The sequence below is a fragment of the Mesorhizobium sp. ORM8.1 genome (assembly GCF_053005525.2).
Genome location: NZ_CM132600.1, coordinates 3,991,380 through 4,007,491, shown reverse-complemented (window position 1 = coordinate 4,007,491; position 16,112 = coordinate 3,991,380). Strand labels below are relative to the sequence as shown.

The following is a 16,112-nucleotide window of genomic DNA, read 5'->3' as shown; positions in this document are numbered from 1 at the left end:
ATTCATTGCAGGTTCGCCGGGCGCAATTCGCTGATTTCCAGGATGACGCCATGGGCGTCCGTCATGCTTGGATGTTCTACCAGATCGAAGGCCCAGCGGTGAGCGCTTTCTTCCACTTCGGCGCGATAATCCCGGCCTTTGTGGAAAAGCGCGGTGCGCCTTTGGTCAGCCAGGGCGCCGACAGATCGAGCAGGGCGGGAAGCGCGGCAAGCGCTCGCGAGGTGACGATTTGCGGTTCGGAAACAAGAGCATAGCTATCATCGATACGCCGCGCTATGACACGCGCCGGCAAGTCGAACTGGCCGATGACGGATTGCAGGAACGAGGCTTTCTTGCGGTTGCTCTCGACCAGATCGATCGTCGCGCCGGCCCTCTCTGAAAGCAGGAAACCCAGCACAAGGCCGGGAAAACCGCCACCGGATCCGAGATCGACCCAACGCGTCACATCAGGGGCGATTCGCGCAAGCTGCGCGCTGTCCAGAATATGGCGGCGCCAGACATCGTCCAGCGTCGACGGCGCCGCCAGGTTGATGCTGCGATTCCATTTCAGGAACAGATGTTCGAACGCCTGCAAGCGTTCGAATGTTTCACGTGAAACTGGTCCTGCGGCCTTCTGCAGGTCACCCCAGGCATCAACGCTCACGCGACATTCCTTCGCGCGGCCAACTCGACATTGCGGACATGCGCAACGATGATCGCCAGCGCCGCCGGCGTCATGCCTTCCATGCGCTGCGCATCGGCGATGGAGCGTGGCTGCCGGCTCTTCATCTTCTGCTTCAGCTCGTTCGAGAGGCCGGGAACCTCCGAGAAGTCGATGGCGTCCGGGATAAGTCGCGACTCTTCATGCCTGATCTGCGCGACATCGGCCTGCTGGCGGTCGAGATAGACCGAATATTTCGCTTCCGTTTCAAGCCGCTCGAAAGTCGTAGCGTCGACCGTCGCGAAGCGTGGCTCGACACGGGTCAACCAGGCCATGTCGACGCCGGGATGCGCCAGCAGCTCATAGGCCGAGCGGCGCACGCCATCCTTGTTGATCTCCAGGCCGTGCCGCGCCGCTTCGTTCGGCGTGAAGGTAACGGATTTCGCCAGCGTCCGCGCTTGCTCAAGCCTGCTGTTGACGTCATCGTAACGCTGCAGGCGCCGCGGCGAGGCGATCCCGAGTTTCGCCGCCAGCGGCGTCAAACGTTCGTCCGCATTGTCGGCGCGCAGCGAAAGCCGGAATTCGGCGCGTGAGGTGAACATGCGATAAGGCTCGACGATGCCGCGGCTGGTGAGATCGTCGACCATCACGCCGATATAGGCTTCGGTGCGGCTGAGCACGATCTGGTCATTGCCGGATGCTTTGCGCGCGGCGTTGAGGCCGGCGAGCAGACCTTGCGCGCCGGCCTCTTCATAGCCCGTCGTGCCATTGATCTGCCCGGCCAGGAAAAGACCAGCGACCCGCTTGGTTTCCAACGTGGTCAGCAACTCGCGCGGGTCGACATGGTCGTATTCGATGGCGTAGCCGGGTTGCAGCATCGTCGCCTTTTCCAGCCCGGGAATGGTCTTCAGAATGTCGAGCTGCACATCCTCCGGCAGCGACGTCGAGATGCCGTTCGGATAGACGGTATCGTCGTCGAGCCCTTCGGGCTCGAGGAAAATCTGATGGCCTTCGCGGTCGCCGAACTTGACGATCTTGTCCTCGATCGACGGGCAATAGCGCGGCCCGACACCCTCGATCGAACCGGAATACATCGCCGAGCGGCCAAGATTGGCGCGGATCAGCTCATGCGTCGCCGGCATGGTGCGGGTGATGCCGCAATTGATCTGCGGATTGACGATTGCGTCGGTCATCAGGGAAAACGGCACCGGATCCTCGTCGGCCGCTTGGCTCTCCAGCGACGCCCAGTCGATCGTGCGGCCGTCGAGGCGAGGGGGTGTCCCGGTCTTCAACCGGCCGAGCGTGAAGCCGGCGCGGTTCATGGTCGCCGACAGACCCAGGCTCGCCTGCTCGTTCATGCGGCCGGCGACGATTTTCCTTTCGCCGATATGGATCAGCCCGCGCAGGAAGGTGCCGGTGGTCAGCACCACCGCGCCGCAGGTCAGGCGGCGATCGCCGGAGACAAGGACGGCCGCGACCTTCCCATCCACAATCGCGAAATCCAGAACCTCGCCCTCGACGACGTCGAGATTGGCCTGTTCGCTGATCGCGGCTTGCATGGCCAAGCGGTAGAGCTTGCGGTCAGCCTGGGTGCGCGGCCCACGCACGGCGGGGCCTTTGCGGCGGTTGAGCAGGCGAAACTGGATGCCAGCGGCGTCGGCGACGCGCCCCATCAGTCCATCCATGGCGTCGATCTCGCGCACCAGATGTCCCTTGCCGAGGCCGCCGATCGCCGGGTTGCAGGACATAACGCCGATCGTGTCGAAGCGTAGCGTCACCAGGGCGGTCCTAGCGCCGGCGCGCGCGGCTGCACTTGCCGCTTCGCACCCGGCATGGCCGCCGCCCACCACCACCACATCATAGTGATTGGTCATTTTCCATGAATCCGCTTTGAGAGGTTGCCCGACACATGTCCCTGCCGTCGCGCGCTGTCAAGCATCGGTCGCCGTTTCACGTGAAACAAAGCCCCTCCGGACGGACGGCCCGGGTGTTTCACGTGAGTCAGCGGCTCATGGCTGTTTCACGTGAATCACTTGCCAATGCAGAACTGCGAAAAGATGACATCGAGCAGATCTTCAACATCGACCGCGCCGACGATCCGCCCCAGCCGATCCGCGGCCAGACGCAATTCTTCGGCCCGGAGCTCCTGGCTTCGACCCGCAGAAGCCGCGGTCAGGAACTCTTTCGCCTGGTTCAACAGCTCGACGTGACGCAACCTCGATGGCAGGACATCCGCGGCGTCACCGATGGCATCGGCGGCGCGCCGTCCGATCTCTTGCAGCAACTCTGCCAGGCCCGTCCCCACTTTGGATGAGATCGCCAGATCATAGGTGGCAGTACTCACGGGCTTGAGGTCAACCTTCGTCCCAACCCGCAGCACCTGGGCGCCTTCCGGGATGTCTCCGACGGGCAGGGGGTCAGTCATGTCTTCCAGCAACAACACAAGGTCCGCACGGGCGGCTTTGGCCAGCGCACGCTCGATGCCGATGGCTTCGACCTTCCCGGTTGTTTCGCGCAAACCAGCCGTGTCGACGACGCGAACGCGCATTCCGTTGAGGTCGAGAACGACTTCAAGCAGGTCACGGGTGGTGCCCGGCTCATCGGTGACGATAGCCGCCTCGCGCTGGGCAAGCGCATTGAACAGGCTGGACTTGCCGGCATTGGGCGCGCCAAGGATAACCACCTCAAAGCCGTCACGGATGATCTCGGCAGCCTTGTAGCCATCGACATGACGCTCGATCTCGCCGATCAAGGCCGCCACGTCCGACCAGACCGCATCCGAAACGGAACCTGGCACATCGTCTTCATCGGCGAAGTCGATCTCCGCCTCGATCATCGCCCGGGCATGGATCAGCCGCCGGCGCCAGCTCGAATAGAGCTCGCTCTGCGCGCCTTCGGCGTTGCGCACGGCAAAGCGGCGCTGCGCCTCGGTCTCGGCGTTGACGAGATCAGCCAGCGCCTCGGTCTCGACCAGATCGAGCTTGCCGTTGAGAAAGGCGCGGCGCGTGAACTCGCCGGGCTCGGCATGCCGGACGCCGTCAAACCCGGCGACCGTTTCTAGCATCTTTGCTGCGACTGCCCGGCTGCCATGGACCTGAAACTCGGCGACATCCTCGCCGGTGAAGCTGCCCGGCGCGGGAAAGAACAGGGCGAGGCCGTGGTCGATGAGCGAGCCATCATCCGCCTTGAACCTCCGCAAGTTGGTAAACCGATCCTTAACAGACCCGGCCACCGTTTCGACCACGAATCGAGTTCGTGGCCCGGAAACCCGGATCACCGCAATGCCCGCAGGCAGGCGACCGCTTGAAAGCGCTACAATCGTGTCCCGTGAAACCATTGCCGGACCTGCCGAACCGCCCTAGCCTTCGCCCTTGTCAAAACCGTCAAACCCGAGCCGCCAATCGTGACCTTGCCCGCCCGAAACCTGCTTGCCGAAGAGGCCAGCCCCTATCTGCAGCAGCACAGCGACAATCCCGTGCATTGGCGGGCGTGGTCCTCGGCGTCCCTTGCCGAGGCCAAGCAGCTCGGCCGGCCGATCCTGCTCTCCATCGGCTATGCCGCCTGCCACTGGTGCCATGTCATGGCGCATGAGAGCTTTGAGAACGACACCGTCGCCGCCGTCATGAACCGGCTCTATGTGAATATCAAGGTCGATCGCGAGGAGCGCCCGGACATCGACCAGATCTACATGGCGGCACTTCACGCCATGGGTGAGCAGGGTGGCTGGCCGCTGACAATGTTTTTGACCCCCGAAGGCAAGCCTTTCTGGGGCGGCACCTATTTCCCGCGCGAGGCGCGCTATGGCCGGCCGGGCTTTGTCCAGGTGCTTGAAGCCGTCGACAAGGCCTGGCGGGAAAAGCAGCAGAGCCTCAGCGAAAGCGCCGACGGACTGACCGCCCATGTCGAGCAGCGGCTGGCCGGCGCGAAGGGCAAGGCGATCCTCGAGCGCGACGCGCTTGCCGATCTGGCCGGCCGCATCGACGGCATGATCGACCGCGATCTCGGCGGCTTGCGCGGCGCGCCGAAATTCCCCAATGCGCCTTTCATGCACACGCTGTGGCTCTCCTGGCTTCGCGACGGCCAGGCCACGCATCGCGACGCCGTGCTGGTCAGCCTGGAAAAGATGCTGGCCGGCGGCATCTACGACCATGTCGGCGGTGGCCTGTCGCGCTATTCGACCGACGCCGAATGGCTGGTGCCGCATTTCGAAAAGATGCTCTACGACAATGCCCAGCTCATCCGCTTGTGCAATTGGGCCTATGCCGCGACAGGCAACGACTTGTTCCGGGTACGAGATCGAAGAAACCATCGCCTGGCTGTTGCGCGAGATGCGGGTCGACGGCGGCGCCTTCGCCGCCAGTCTCGACGCCGACAGCGACGGCGAGGAGGGGCTTTTCTACACCTGGAGCAAGGACGAGGTGCAAGCCGCACTGGGCGACGATGCCGCGACCTTCTTCCGCTACTTCGAGCTCGCCACGCCGCATGGTTGGGAGGGCAAACCAATCATTCGCCAGAGTGAAGCGCAACAGAACCAAGGCATCGCCGACCGCAGCCCGCTCAAGCCGCTTAAAGAGAGATTGCTTGCCGTGCGCGGAAAACGGGTGAGGCCGGGCCGCGACGGCAAGGCGCTCACCGATTGGAACGGGCTGATGATCGCGGCGCTGGCCGAGGCAGGCCGTTCGCTTGGACGGCATGATTGGATCGACGCCGCGGCAAAAGCCTTCGCCCATATTGTCGGCGCCAGCGACAATGGCCGCCTGCCGCACTCCATGCTTGGCGCGAAAAACTTTTCCCGGCGCTGTCGAACGACTATGCCGCGATGACCAACGCCGCGATCGGCCTGTTCGAGGCCACCGGCCATCCAGCCTATTCAGAGCAAGCCGGGCGGTTCATCGCTGAGTTCGATCGCTGGCACCAGGACAGCGACAAGACCGGCTACTGGCTGACCGCATCTGACAGCGGCGACGTTCCGATCCGCATCCGCGGCGATGTCGACGAGGCAATTCCCTCAGCCACCAGCCAGATCGTCGAGGCGCTGGTGCGGTTGTCTTCACTCACGGGCGGTCTCGATCTGGGGGAAAAGCCTGGACAACCGCCGAACATGCCATGGGCCGCGCCGCGCAATTGGCCTATGGCCAGGCCGGCATCGTCAATGCCTGCGCGTTGGCGCTTGAACCGCTAAAGCTCGTACTGGTCGATTCACCGGAGAATCCAAGCCTCGTTCCCGTTGCGAATCGGAATCCGGACCCGCGTCGGGTCGATATCGTCGTGCCGATCGGTACGGAGACGAATCGACCATTGTTGCCGGGCGGAGTGCTGCCATCGACCGACAAGGCGGGCGCCTGGCTCTGCACCGGCCAGGTGTGTCTGCCGGTGGTGACGGATGCCAGCGAGTTGGAGAAGCTGTTGCGACGGTAGTGCCTTTACCCTCCCCCTTGTGGGGAGGGTCGGCGCACGATCGCAGCGAAGCGTAGATCGTGAGACGGGGTGGGGGTTCAGGCGAAAGAGTCTTTTTGACCCCCACCCCGCCCCGCTTCGCGGATCGACCCTCCCCACAAGGGGGAGGGTAGCCAATCAGGTATTCATCGAATCGAAGAAATCCGCGTTGGTCTTGGTCTGTTTGAGCTTGTCGATGAGGAACTCGATCGCGTCGGTCGTTCCCATCGGCGCCAGGATGCGGCGCAGCACGAAAATCTTCTGCAGGTCCGCTTTCGGAACCAGAAGATCTTCCTTGCGGGTGCCGGACTTGAGGATATCCATCGCCGGATAGATGCGCTTGTCGGCCACCTTGCGGTCGAGCTGGATTTCGCAGTTGCCGGTGCCCTTGAACTCTTCGAAGATGACTTCGTCCATGCGGCTGCCGGTATCGATCAGCGCGGTCGCGATGATGGTGAGCGAGCCGCCTTCCTCGATGTTGCGGGCAGCGCCGAAGAAACGCTTCGGGCGCTGCAGCGCGTTGGCATCGACACCGCCGGTCAGCACCTTGCCGGATGACGGCACGACGGTGTTGTAGGCGCGGCCGAGGCGCGTGATGGAATCGAGCAGGATGACGACGTCGCGGCCATGTTCGACCAGGCGCTTGGCCTTTTCGATCACCATTTCGGCCACCTGCACGTGACGAACGGCCGGCTCGTCGAAGGTCGAGGAGATGACCTCACCCTTCACCGAGCGCTGCATGTCGGTCACTTCCTCGGGACGCTCGTCGATCAGCAGTACGATCAGGTAGCATTCCGGATGATTGGCTGTGATCGAGTGGGCGATGTTCTGCATCAGCACCGTCTTACCGGTACGCGGCTGCGCGTTGATCAAGGCGCGCTGTCCCTTGCCGATCGGCGCGACCAGGTCGATCACGCGCGGCGAGATGTCCTTGCTGGTCGAATTGTCGACCTCCATCTTCAACCGCTTGGTCGGATAGAGCGGCGTCAGATTGTCGAAATGGATCTTGTGCCGGATTTTTTCCGGGTCGTCGAAATTGATCGTGTTGACCTTGAGCAACGCGAAATAGCGCTCGCCCTCTTTCGGGCTGCGGATCGGCCCTTCGACCGTATCGCCGGTCTTCAGCGAAAAGCGCCGGATTTGCGATGGCGAAATATAGATGTCGTCGGGACCCGGAAGGTAATTGGCGTTGGCCGAGCGCAGGAAGCCGAAGCCGTCCTGCAGCACTTCGACCACGCCGTCGCCGATGATTTCAATGTCCTGAGCGGCGAGCTTCTTCAGGATTGCGAACATCAGCTCCTGCTTGCGCATGACGCTGGCGTTCTCCACCTCGAGCGATTCGGCATAAGCGATCAGCTCGGGCGGCTTCTTGTTCTTGAACTCAGTGAGTTTCATTTCTTGCATTAGATAGACTCTGGGTAAGCTTTGGGGAGGAATATCGGCTGGATGCGACAAATGCCGGGCGCGGCCGAAAGCGATAAAAGGGGCGGCGCATGGCGGAAAGGAAGACCCGTCTTGTATCGTCGGTCGTCTGAAAGAGCAAGCCGCCTTTTGCCGGGCTTTTTCTGGGTCGGCGAAACCTTAGAACGGCTTCACGATGACCAGGATGACGATGCCGATCATCAGCAATGTGGGGATCTCGTTGACGATCCGCCAGTGCCGCGCCGGTTTTTCGTTCTTGTCCTCGGCGAATTTCCGTACCGCGCCCGCCAGATAGCCATGCAGGCCCGACAAAATCAGCACCAGCCCGATCTTGGCGTGCAGCCAACCGCCCCCAAAATGAAAAATCTTCCAGGCCATCCATAGACCGAATACCCAGCTGACGATCATCGCCGGATTGATGATCCCGCGCAGCAGCCGGCGCTCCATCACCTTGAACGTCTCTGACTGCACCGAGCCTTTCTCGGCATCGACGTGATAGACGAAGAGCCGCGGCAGATAGAGCATGCCCGCCATCCAGGAGATCACGGCAATGACATGGATGGCCTTCGCCCATGGATAGAAGCTCTCGGGCGCCGCAAGGAAGAGCAGGGCGGTCAGCACCACCAGAGCGCCGATGCCGATCGCCATGCGCTTCATGGCCTGGCCGGTGCTGTTCGCGTTGCTCGTCTCGGTCATCGGTGGCTCCTCACCTGTTTCACCATCGCCTCGACATGCGCGACCGGCGTTTCCGGCGTGATGCCGTGGCCGAGATTGAAGATCAGCGACCCACCACCCAAGCTTCGCAGAATAGCATCGACGCCGTCCGCCAGCGCCTTGCCGCCGGCAACCAGCCGCAGCGGATCGAGATTGCCTTGCACCGCGCCTTCGGCCTGCAGCGCCTCTGCCATCGACAGCGGCACCGTCCAGTCGAGACCGAGACCGGTGATGCCGGTCTTCCTCCTGTAGTCGCGATAGCGGTCGCCGGCGCCCTTCGGGAAGCCGATCACCGGAACGTCCGGGTAGACCGCTTTCACCTGGCGCACGATCTCGGCAACGGGCCCGACGCAGAAGGCTTCAAAGCAAGCGTCGTCGAGCACGCCCGACCAGGAGTCAAAGATCTGCACCACATCGGCGCCGGCCTCGATCTGGCGGATGAGATAGGCAGCCGAATGATCGGCCAATATCTTCAGGAGCCGTGCGAAGGCCTCGGGCTCGCGATAGGCGAAAAGCCGGGCCGGGCTCTGATCCGGCGTCCCGTGGCCGGCGATCATATAGGTCGCCACCGTCCAGGGCGCGCCGCAAAAGCCGATCAGCGTCGTCTCGCCAGGCAACTTTGCCCGCAGCCGGCGCACCGTCTCGTAGACCGGTTCGAGATTCACGTGAAACGTTTCGCCGCTAAGGTCCGCAATCTCGCTCGCCGCGATCGGCTTCAAGATCGGCCCGCGGCCTTCCTCGAAGCGAACCTCGCGGCCCAGCGCATGCGGGACGACCAGAATATCGGAGAACAGGATCGAGGCATCGAAGCCGAAGCGCTCGATCGGCTGCAGCGTCACTTCGACGGCAAGGTCCGGGCTATAGCAGAGGTCGAGGAAGGATCCGGCTCGCTTTCTGGTCTCGCGATATTCCGGAAGATAGCGGCCTGCCTGACGCATCATCCAGAGCGGCGGCGGTGAAGCCGTCGCGCCCTTTAGGACGTCCAGCATGATGCGTTTTCCTGGCATTCAGCGCTGTCCTCTCCAGCCGTCTCTTTAAAACAAATATTTATTCTAAATGAGTCTTCTGGTTCTAAGAGTCTGTTGGTTGTGGTGGTTGTGACCTGTCCCGTCTGCCGCCTCGAAAGGCCAGTCAGCATATTGTCGCGCACTCGCATTCGCAAACTGGAGGGATCTGGGGACGATCCGGATTCGCGCTTTCGAGTCAATGTCTTGGCATCCAGCCATCGAGCCTCGGCATGTGGATGATTTCGGCCAAGAAAGATTGATCCCCGCTTTTGTCCCCAGCGCCCCGATAAAGCCGACAGCAGAGCGAATTGTGGACAACCCGCCATCTGATACAGTCGCTCCGAACGGCCAGGCTTCTTCATCCCGCCTTGTCCACAATTGCCCACAGTCTGGACCCAACCCCTGTGAACAAACCGCAAAGCTTCTTCCACCTGCATCTGATTTCCGACGCCACCGGCGAGACGCTGCTGGCGGCTGGTCGCGCCGCGTCCGCGCAATACAAGGATGCGCGCGCCATCGAGCACATCTATCCGCTGATCCGCACCGAAAAGCAGGTCGCCAAGGTCTTCGAGGATATCGAGGAAGAGCCCGGCATCATTCTTTATACCGTCGTCGACCAGAAACTGGCGCGCGGCATCGACGAGCGCTGCGCTACCATGGGCCTGCCTTGCGTCTCGGTGCTGGAGCCGGTGCTGACGGTTTTCCAGTCCTATCTCGGCACGCCGGCCGGTCGCCGCGTCGGCGCCCAGCACGTGCTCGACGCGGAATATTTTCGCCGCATTGATGCCTTGAACTTCACCATGGAGCACGATGACGGCCAGCTGCCGGCCAACATGGACGACGCCGACATCGTGCTGATCGGCATCTCGCGGACTTCGAAGACGCCGACCAGCATCTATCTCGCCAACCGTGGCATCAAGACCGCCAACATCCCGATCGTGCTCGGCGTGCCGTTGCCGGAAAGCCTGGTCGAGGCCAAGAAGCCGCTCGTTGTCGGTCTCATCGCCACGGCCGAGCGCATTTCGCATGTCCGGCAAAACCGCATCCTCGGCAACAGCAGCAGCTTTGTCCCGAACGACTATGTCGATCGCGCCGCGATCAACGAGGAGCTCGCCTATGCGCGCCAGCTCTGCACCCGCCACGGCTGGCCGATGATCGATGTCAGCCGCCGCTCGATCGAGGAAACGGCGGCGGCCATCGTTGCCCTGCGCGGCAAGAACAGATAATTGCCGCGCTGAACCGGGAGCGCTGCGGCGCGAAAGACCATGGCCGAAAAAATCATCCTCGCTTCGGGCAGTCCTTACCGCAAGGCAATGCTCGTCGATGCCGGTCTCGACATCGAAGCGGTGCCGGCCGAAGTGGATGAGCGCGCGCTCGAGGCCCCGCTGACGGACAGTGGCGTCTCGCCGGAAGACGTCGCTTCGATCCTGGCCGAGGCCAAGGCCATTGAGGTCAGCGAGCGAAAGCCAGGCGCGCTGGTTCTGGGTTGCGACCAGACGCTGTCGCTTGGCGACGAGGTCTTTCACAAACCCGCCGATATGGAAGGCGCCCGCCGCCATTTGCTCGCGCTGTCCGGCAAGACGCATCAATTGAACAGCGCCGCCGTGCTGTGCCGCAACGGCGAGGTTCTTTGGCGCCATGTCGGCATCGCCAGTCTCGCCATGCGCAAGCTCGACCCGGCCTTCATCGGCCGCCATCTGGCACGCATCGGCGCCAAGGCGCTCTCCAGCGTCGGCGCCTACCAGATCGAGGGCGAAGGCATCCAGCTGTTCGACAAGATAGAGGGCGACTATTTCACCATCGTCGGCCTGCCGCTGCTGCCGGTGCTGAAGGAACTGCGCGCCCTGGGAGCGATCGATGGCTGAGAACAAGGCCTTCGTCACCGGACATCCGATCGCGCATTCGCGCTCGCCGAAGATCCACGGGCATTGGCTGGCAAAATACGGCATCGACGGCAGCTACCAGGCGATCGACGTCCGGCCGCAGGATTTTGCGTCGTTCTTGAAATCGCTGGGTGCAAACGGCTATCGCGGCGGCAATGTCACCATTCCGCACAAGGAAGCCGCGTTTGCCCTGGTCGAGCGCCGCGACGAGGCGGCCGAAGCGATCGGCGCGGTCAACACGCTGTGGTTCGAGGATGGCGTGTTGTGGGGCGGCAATAGCGACGGTCTCGGCTTCGCCGGCAATCTCGACGACTACGCGCCGGGCTGGGCGGACAATGGCGCCGCGGTCGTGCTGGGCGCCGGCGGCGCCTCGCGCGCGGTCATCCATGCGCTGAAACAGCGCGGCATAAGAGACATCCGCATCGTCAACCGCACGCTGGCAAGAGCCCAGGAACTTGCCGAACGGTTCGGCGCCGGGGTTTCAGCGCATGGCGCCGAGGCGCTCAGCGCGTTGCTTGCCGATGCCGGTCTCCTGATCAACACCACCGCGCTCGGCATGCATGGCAATGAGGGTCTTGCCGCCGATCCGGCAGGCCTGCCCGGCCACGCCATCGTCACCGACATCGTCTACGTGCCGCTGGAAACGCCATTGCTCGCGGCCGCCAAGGCGCGGGGCCTGAAAACGGTCGATGGTCTGGGCATGCTGCTGCACCAGGCGGTGCCCGGCTTCGAACGCTGGTTCGGCAGGAAGCCTGAGGTCAGCGCCGATCTGCGGCGCATGATTATTGCCGATATCGAGGGCCATTGATGATCGTGCTTGGCCTCACCGGATCGATCGGCATGGGCAAGTCGGCCACGGCAGGGATGTTCGCCGAGGCGGGCGTGCCGGTGCATGATTCCGACGAGACGGTGCATCGTCTCTATTCCGGCAAGGCCGTACCTTTGGTCGAGGCGGCCTTCCCCGGCACGACGCAAGCGGGCGTCGTCGATCGGGTGAAGCTGGCGGCAAAGGTGCTTGCCGACCCGGCGGCGCTGAAAACACTCGAGGCAATCGTCCATCCGCTGGTGCGCGCCGACGCCGACGCGTTTCTGGCCAGGCATCGCGAGGCTGGCGCGCCGCTCGCCGTCCTCGACATACCATTGCTTTTCGAAACAGGCGGTCGCAACCGTGTCGACAAGGTCGTGGTCGTCACGGCAGCGCCCGACATCCAGCGCGCCCGGGTCTTGGCCCGTCCGGGAATGAGCGAAGAGAAGTTCGCCGCGATCCTGGCCAAGCAGGTGCCGGATGCTGAAAAGCGCCGTCAGGCCGATTTTATCATCGACACCGGGCATGGCTTCGAGGCGGCGCGCGAGGCGGTCGGAGCAATCATTGCCGAGTTGGCAGGGGATAAGCGCGGAACGCCTCGCTCCTGACGCTTGCTGTCAGCAGCGCCCATTGCCATTTCTTGCCGAAACACGATGCTGTGCCATGCAGGGAAAAATGATTCGAAATGCGTGAGATCATCTTCGACACCGAAACCACCGGCCTCGACATGCGCGACGACCGCATCATCGAGCTTGGCGGCGTCGAGTTGGTCAATCGCTTTCCGACCGGCCGCACCTTCCACAAATTCATCAACCCTCAAGGCCGCGCCATCCATGCGGAAGCGCAAGCCGTGCACGGCATCAGCGCCGCCGACCTCGTCGGCAAGCCGACCTTCGCCGAGATCGCGCAGGAATGGCTGGAGTTCACCGATGGCGCCAAGCTGATCGCGCACAATGCGACCTTCGACATCGGCTTCCTCAACATCGAGTTCAGCCGGCTCGACCGGCCGGCGGTCGATATCGGCCGCGTGGTCGATACGCTGGCGCTGGCGCGCCGCAAGCATCCGATGGGCCCGAACTCGCTCGACGCGCTCTGCCGGCGCTACGGCATCGACAACACCCGCCGCACCAAGCACGGCGCGCTGCTCGATTCCGAATTGCTGGCCGAAGTCTATATCGAGCTCATCGGCGGCAAGCAGGCGGCGCTGGTGCTCGAGGCCGTTGCCGTGCAGATGAACGGCTCCGGCGAGGTCGCCGACATCGACATCTCGATCGGCGCCAGGCCGATCGCCTTGCCGCCGCGGCTCAGCGAAGCCGATCGCGCGGCGCATGCCGGCCTTGTCTCGACGCTGGGTGAAAAGGCGCTGTGGCTGAAGGTGGCGGCCGCGGGTTGAGCGCCTTTGGCGCCCACCTACGCGGTTAACCGAAACCGCTCGCGACTTCGTCATCCTCGGGCTTGACCCGAGGATCCATGCCGTGACCGCTGTCGTAGGGCGCAACGGCGCAGAATTCTGTAACCGCTGCAACGCCTTAGCGTAACGGCATGGATCCTAGGGTCTGCGCGCGTCGCTTCGCTCCTTGCTTCGCCCTAGGATGACGACCGACCTATCATCGCGGCAAATCGCGAAGGCCGAGACAACAAAAAAGCCCGGCGCGAGGCCGGGCTTTCGTAGGAGCGAACTTAACTCTCAGCTCACCTGGACCTTGCTCGCCGCCTGGTCCTCGGCCATGCGCTGCTGGAACATCTGCGCGAAATCGATCGGGTCGAGCATCAGCGGCGGGAAGCCGCCGTTGCGGGTGGCGTCGGCAATGATCTGGCGCGCGAAGGGGAACAGAAGCCGCGGGCATTCGATGAACAGGATCGGCAGCATATGCTCCTGCGGGAAGCCGCCGATGGCAAAGACGCCGCCATAGACCAGCTCGACGTTGAACAGCACTTCCTGGTCGAAGGAAGCCTTGGCGTTCAAGGTCAGGTTAACGTCGAACTGCTTGTCCGAAAGCGGGTTGGCGTTGACGTTGACATTGATGGCGATGCCGGGCGCCTTGTCGCGGCCGCGCAGCGAATTCGGTGCGCCGGGGCTTTCGAAGGACAGGTCCTTCACATACTGGGCCAGCACATTGAGCGAAGGTTGGGTCTGGGTGCCGTTGCCGTTGGCGGCGCCCGGCGCGGCGTCATCATTGCTGGCCATGAGCCTTTAGTCCTTTTGCTGGGCAGCATTGCTGACCGGATTGGAATCGGGGGGTTCGCTACCATGGTCGGCAGGACAAGACAAGTTTTGCCGCCTTCATCGGCCAGCAGGTGCAGGGCTAGTTGCTCGACACGGGGATTTCGAAAACTTGCCGTTGTCGGTGGCAGGATTTTCGCCGTTCATTTCCGTGAAGTCGGCGCTACGCTGGGATTGGCTGAGCCTCCCCAACCTCGTCATCCCTGGGCGGAGCAGCCGCGAAGCGGCGTCGCGGAGACCCTGGGATCCATTCCGTGACCTTGATCAAAGAACGCAACGGAGCAGAATTCCGCACCGCGGTAGCGCTCGGAAGTCACGGAATGGATCCTCGGGTCTGCGCGCGTCGCTGCGCTCCTTGCTCCGCCCGTGGATGACGAGGGTTGGGCCGTTTCGGCCAATCCCCAAGGCCCGCCACTTGCCAAAGCAAACGACCGGTCGAAATCCAGTCCGGCGCCTTAATCGTTCTTCAGCCGCCGCCATGGCGAATTGTGATCCGGCCGGTTCGGATAATCGTCGCGCGAATAGTCGTTGTCGTCGAGGTCGATGACCTTGTCGCGCCGGCGGGCCGAAAAGCCGCCGCCGAAGCTGGTCACCGTGATGATGCGGCTCTTGAGCGCCCGCCAGGCGAGATCGCGCACCGGCGGCAGCAGCAAAAGAAGGGCGAAAATATCGGTGATGAAACCCGGGATGATGAGCAGGATCGCCGCCAGCACGATCATCGCGCCATGCGCGAGCGAACGGCTGGGATCGCGCCCGGCGTCCATTTCGGCCCGCACCCGCGCCATCACGCCAAAACCCTGGTGCCTGAGCAGCAGGCTGCCGGCGACGCTGGAAAGGATAACCAGCCCGACCGTCGCCAAAGCGCCAATTTCGCGGCCGACAATGACGAAACCGGCTATTTCCAGCAGTGGCAGCAGGAGCAGGAACAGCGGGATGAACGAAATGCGCAAGTCTTGACCGGTCGCTTTCTTCTTTTGCGGCCTCGCGGGACTATCGCCGCTGGCCTCGGTGCCCTTAGATAGGTATGGCTGCCTTTGATTTGAATGATTGCGCCTGCCGTTCTATATGCTTTGGATGTTGAACGCTATGCGACCGGCGCCCCGGTGAGGGTCATGCCGGTCCGGCCAGGACAGGGATCGAGTTGGCGGACAATATGGGTTTCTTCGACTTCGGCACGATTTTCTTCTTGATTGCGGCGGTTGTGATCTTTTTCCAGCTGCGCAACGTGCTTGGACGTCGCACCGGCAACGAGCGGCCGCCCTTCGATCCCTATTCGGCAAGCCGCACGCGCGAGCAGGAGGCGGCACAGAGTGCTGAAAATGTCGTGTCGCTGCCGCGCAAGCGGCTGCCCGGCGAAACGGCGGCCGAGGCCTATGCCACGATCGATGCCTTCGCCAAGCCCGACACCGATCTCAACAAGGGCCTGCGCACGATCAAGGACAATGATGCGTCTTTCGAGCCCAAGGGCTTCGTCGACGGCGCCAAGCAGGCCTATGAGATGATCGTCATGGCCTATGCCGATGGCGACCGCAAGACGCTGAAAAACCTGCTGTCGCGCGAAGTCTATGACGGCTTTGTCGCCGCGATTGGCGAGCGCGAGGCGAAATCGGAAAAGATCCAGTCGTCCTTTGTCGGCATCGACAAGGCCGATATCGTCGCCGCCGAAATGAAGGGCTCCGAGGCGCATATCACGCTGCGCATCGTCTCCGAGCTGATCTCGGCGACCCGCGACAAGGCCGGCGCCGTCATCGACGGCGACCCGGAGACGGTGGCCGAGGTCAAGGATGTCTGGACCTTCGCCCGCGACGCCCGCTCGCGCGATCCGAACTGGAAGCTCGTCGCCACCGAAGAAGAAGACTAATGAGAGCATGATGCCGAAAAGTGTGAAGCGGTTTTCGGACGACATCATGCTCTTTCTCCTTGATTTAGAGGCGGATTCAGATTTCAGGTCGAAGAGACCTGAAATCATCCGGCTCTAGGC

13 protein-coding genes and 2 pseudogenes are annotated in these 16,112 nt (G+C 62.9%); 7 read left to right on the top strand and 8 right to left on the bottom strand.

Annotation, left to right across the window (positions count from 1 at the left end):
- Window positions 1-2: 2 nt before the first annotated feature.
- The 3 genes and pseudogenes from rsmG to mnmE all read right to left on the bottom strand — a co-directional run bounded on the left by rsmG (window position 3) and on the right by mnmE (window position 3,977).
- Window positions 3-643: pseudogene (rsmG, locus tag ACVDG8_RS20110) on the bottom strand (16S rRNA (guanine(527)-N(7))-methyltransferase RsmG).
- Window positions 640-2,514, bottom strand: coding sequence for a tRNA uridine-5-carboxymethylaminomethyl(34) synthesis enzyme MnmG (mnmG, locus tag ACVDG8_RS20105; protein ID WP_447256245.1), 1,875 nt, complete (start codon window positions 2,512-2,514; stop codon window positions 640-642). The pseudogene rsmG and the gene mnmG overlap by 4 nt, the downstream one beginning before the upstream one ends.
- Window positions 2,515-2,669: 155 nt before the next feature.
- A complete protein-coding gene (gene mnmE / locus ACVDG8_RS20100; RefSeq protein WP_447256244.1) occupies window positions 2,670-3,977 on the bottom strand; it encodes a tRNA uridine-5-carboxymethylaminomethyl(34) synthesis GTPase MnmE in 1,308 nt (435 codons plus the stop codon).
- A 66-nt stretch (window positions 3,978-4,043) separates the two neighbouring features.
- On the opposite strand from mnmE, the pseudogene ACVDG8_RS20095 reads away from it, so the two are divergent.
- Window positions 4,044-6,058, top strand: a pseudogene (locus ACVDG8_RS20095) (thioredoxin domain-containing protein).
- Window positions 6,059-6,214: 156 nt separating this feature from the next.
- Here the strand turns inward: ACVDG8_RS20095 and rho are convergent.
- From rho to hemE, 3 genes are all read right to left on the bottom strand, one after another.
- The gene (gene rho, locus ACVDG8_RS20090; protein ID WP_447256242.1) at window positions 6,215-7,480 is read right to left on the bottom strand and encodes a transcription termination factor Rho; all 1,266 of its coding nucleotides are present in this window, start codon (window positions 7,478-7,480) and stop codon (window positions 6,215-6,217) included.
- A gap of 177 nt (window positions 7,481-7,657) precedes the next feature.
- Entirely contained in the window at window positions 7,658-8,194 is a 537-nt protein-coding gene (gene hemJ, locus ACVDG8_RS20085; protein ID WP_447256241.1) for a protoporphyrinogen oxidase HemJ, read from the bottom strand.
- Window positions 8,191-9,219, bottom strand: coding sequence for a uroporphyrinogen decarboxylase (gene hemE, locus ACVDG8_RS20080; protein ID WP_447256240.1), 1,029 nt, complete (start codon window positions 9,217-9,219; stop codon window positions 8,191-8,193). Before hemE ends, hemJ begins: the two co-directional genes overlap by 4 nt.
- A 404-nt stretch (window positions 9,220-9,623) precedes the next feature.
- On the opposite strand from hemE, the gene ACVDG8_RS20075 reads away from it, so the two are divergent.
- The 5 genes from ACVDG8_RS20075 to dnaQ all read left to right on the top strand — a co-directional run bounded on the left by ACVDG8_RS20075 (window position 9,624) and on the right by dnaQ (window position 13,300).
- Entirely contained in the window at window positions 9,624-10,445 is an 822-nt protein-coding gene (locus ACVDG8_RS20075) for a pyruvate, water dikinase regulatory protein (RefSeq protein ID WP_447256239.1), read from the top strand.
- A 39-nt stretch (window positions 10,446-10,484) separates the two neighbouring features.
- Window positions 10,485-11,084: a Maf-like protein gene (locus ACVDG8_RS20070; protein WP_447256238.1), complete on the top strand. Its 600-nt coding sequence runs from the start codon at window positions 10,485-10,487 to the stop codon at window positions 11,082-11,084.
- A complete protein-coding gene (locus ACVDG8_RS20065) occupies window positions 11,077-11,910 on the top strand; it encodes a shikimate dehydrogenase (protein WP_447256237.1) in 834 nt (277 codons plus the stop codon). The genes ACVDG8_RS20070 and ACVDG8_RS20065 overlap by 8 nt, the downstream gene beginning before the upstream one ends.
- Window positions 11,910-12,515, top strand: a complete 606-nt coding sequence (gene coaE, locus ACVDG8_RS20060) for a dephospho-CoA kinase (protein ID WP_447256236.1) — start codon at window positions 11,910-11,912, stop codon at window positions 12,513-12,515. The genes ACVDG8_RS20065 and coaE overlap by 1 nt, the downstream gene beginning before the upstream one ends.
- Before the next feature lie 77 nt (window positions 12,516-12,592).
- Window positions 12,593-13,300, top strand: a complete 708-nt coding sequence (gene dnaQ, locus ACVDG8_RS20055) for a DNA polymerase III subunit epsilon (RefSeq protein ID WP_447256235.1) — start codon at window positions 12,593-12,595, stop codon at window positions 13,298-13,300.
- 294 nt (window positions 13,301-13,594) lie between these two features.
- On the opposite strand, the gene secB is transcribed toward dnaQ, so the two are convergent.
- Both secB and ACVDG8_RS20045 read right to left on the bottom strand, forming a co-directional pair.
- Window positions 13,595-14,095 (bottom strand): protein-export chaperone SecB, encoded by a 501-nt coding sequence (gene secB / locus ACVDG8_RS20050; RefSeq protein ID WP_447256234.1) that lies wholly within the window; start codon window positions 14,093-14,095, stop codon window positions 13,595-13,597.
- 491 nt (window positions 14,096-14,586) lie between these two features.
- Window positions 14,587-15,081, bottom strand: coding sequence for an FxsA family protein (locus ACVDG8_RS20045; RefSeq protein WP_447256233.1), 495 nt, complete (start codon window positions 15,079-15,081; stop codon window positions 14,587-14,589).
- Window positions 15,082-15,284: 203 nt separating this feature from the next.
- Here ACVDG8_RS20045 and ACVDG8_RS20040 point away from each other — a divergent pair, with 203 nt between their 5' ends.
- Complete coding sequence (locus tag ACVDG8_RS20040; protein WP_447257392.1) at window positions 15,285-15,992, top strand: Tim44/TimA family putative adaptor protein; 708 nt, start codon at window positions 15,285-15,287, stop codon at window positions 15,990-15,992.
- The last annotated feature ends 120 nt before the right edge of the window (window positions 15,993-16,112 follow it).

What these genes read in the sequence shown, in the direction of transcription:
- ACVDG8_RS20040 (WP_447257392.1), top strand. Translation starts at nt 15,285, where the DNA reads ATGGGTTTCTTCGACTTCGGCACGATTTTCTTCTTGATTGCGGCGGTT.
- dnaQ (WP_447256235.1), top strand. Translation starts at nt 12,593, where the DNA reads ATGCGTGAGATCATCTTCGACACCGAAACCACCGGCCTCGACATGCGC.
- rho (WP_447256242.1), bottom strand. Translation starts at nt 7,480, where the DNA reads ATGCAAGAAATGAAACTCACTGAGTTCAAGAACAAGAAGCCGCCCGAG.
- ACVDG8_RS20070 (WP_447256238.1), top strand. Translation starts at nt 10,485, where the DNA reads ATGGCCGAAAAAATCATCCTCGCTTCGGGCAGTCCTTACCGCAAGGCA.
- coaE (WP_447256236.1), top strand. Translation starts at nt 11,910, where the DNA reads ATGATCGTGCTTGGCCTCACCGGATCGATCGGCATGGGCAAGTCGGCC.
- mnmG (WP_447256245.1), bottom strand. Translation starts at nt 2,514, where the DNA reads ATGACCAATCACTATGATGTGGTGGTGGTGGGCGGCGGCCATGCCGGG.
- secB (WP_447256234.1), bottom strand. Translation starts at nt 14,095, where the DNA reads ATGGCCAGCAATGATGACGCCGCGCCGGGCGCCGCCAACGGCAACGGC.
- ACVDG8_RS20065 (WP_447256237.1), top strand. Translation starts at nt 11,077, where the DNA reads ATGGCTGAGAACAAGGCCTTCGTCACCGGACATCCGATCGCGCATTCG.
- hemJ (WP_447256241.1), bottom strand. Translation starts at nt 8,194, where the DNA reads ATGACCGAGACGAGCAACGCGAACAGCACCGGCCAGGCCATGAAGCGC.
- mnmE (WP_447256244.1), bottom strand. Translation starts at nt 3,977, where the DNA reads ATGGTTTCACGGGACACGATTGTAGCGCTTTCAAGCGGTCGCCTGCCT.
- hemE (WP_447256240.1), bottom strand. Translation starts at nt 9,219, where the DNA reads ATGCCAGGAAAACGCATCATGCTGGACGTCCTAAAGGGCGCGACGGCT.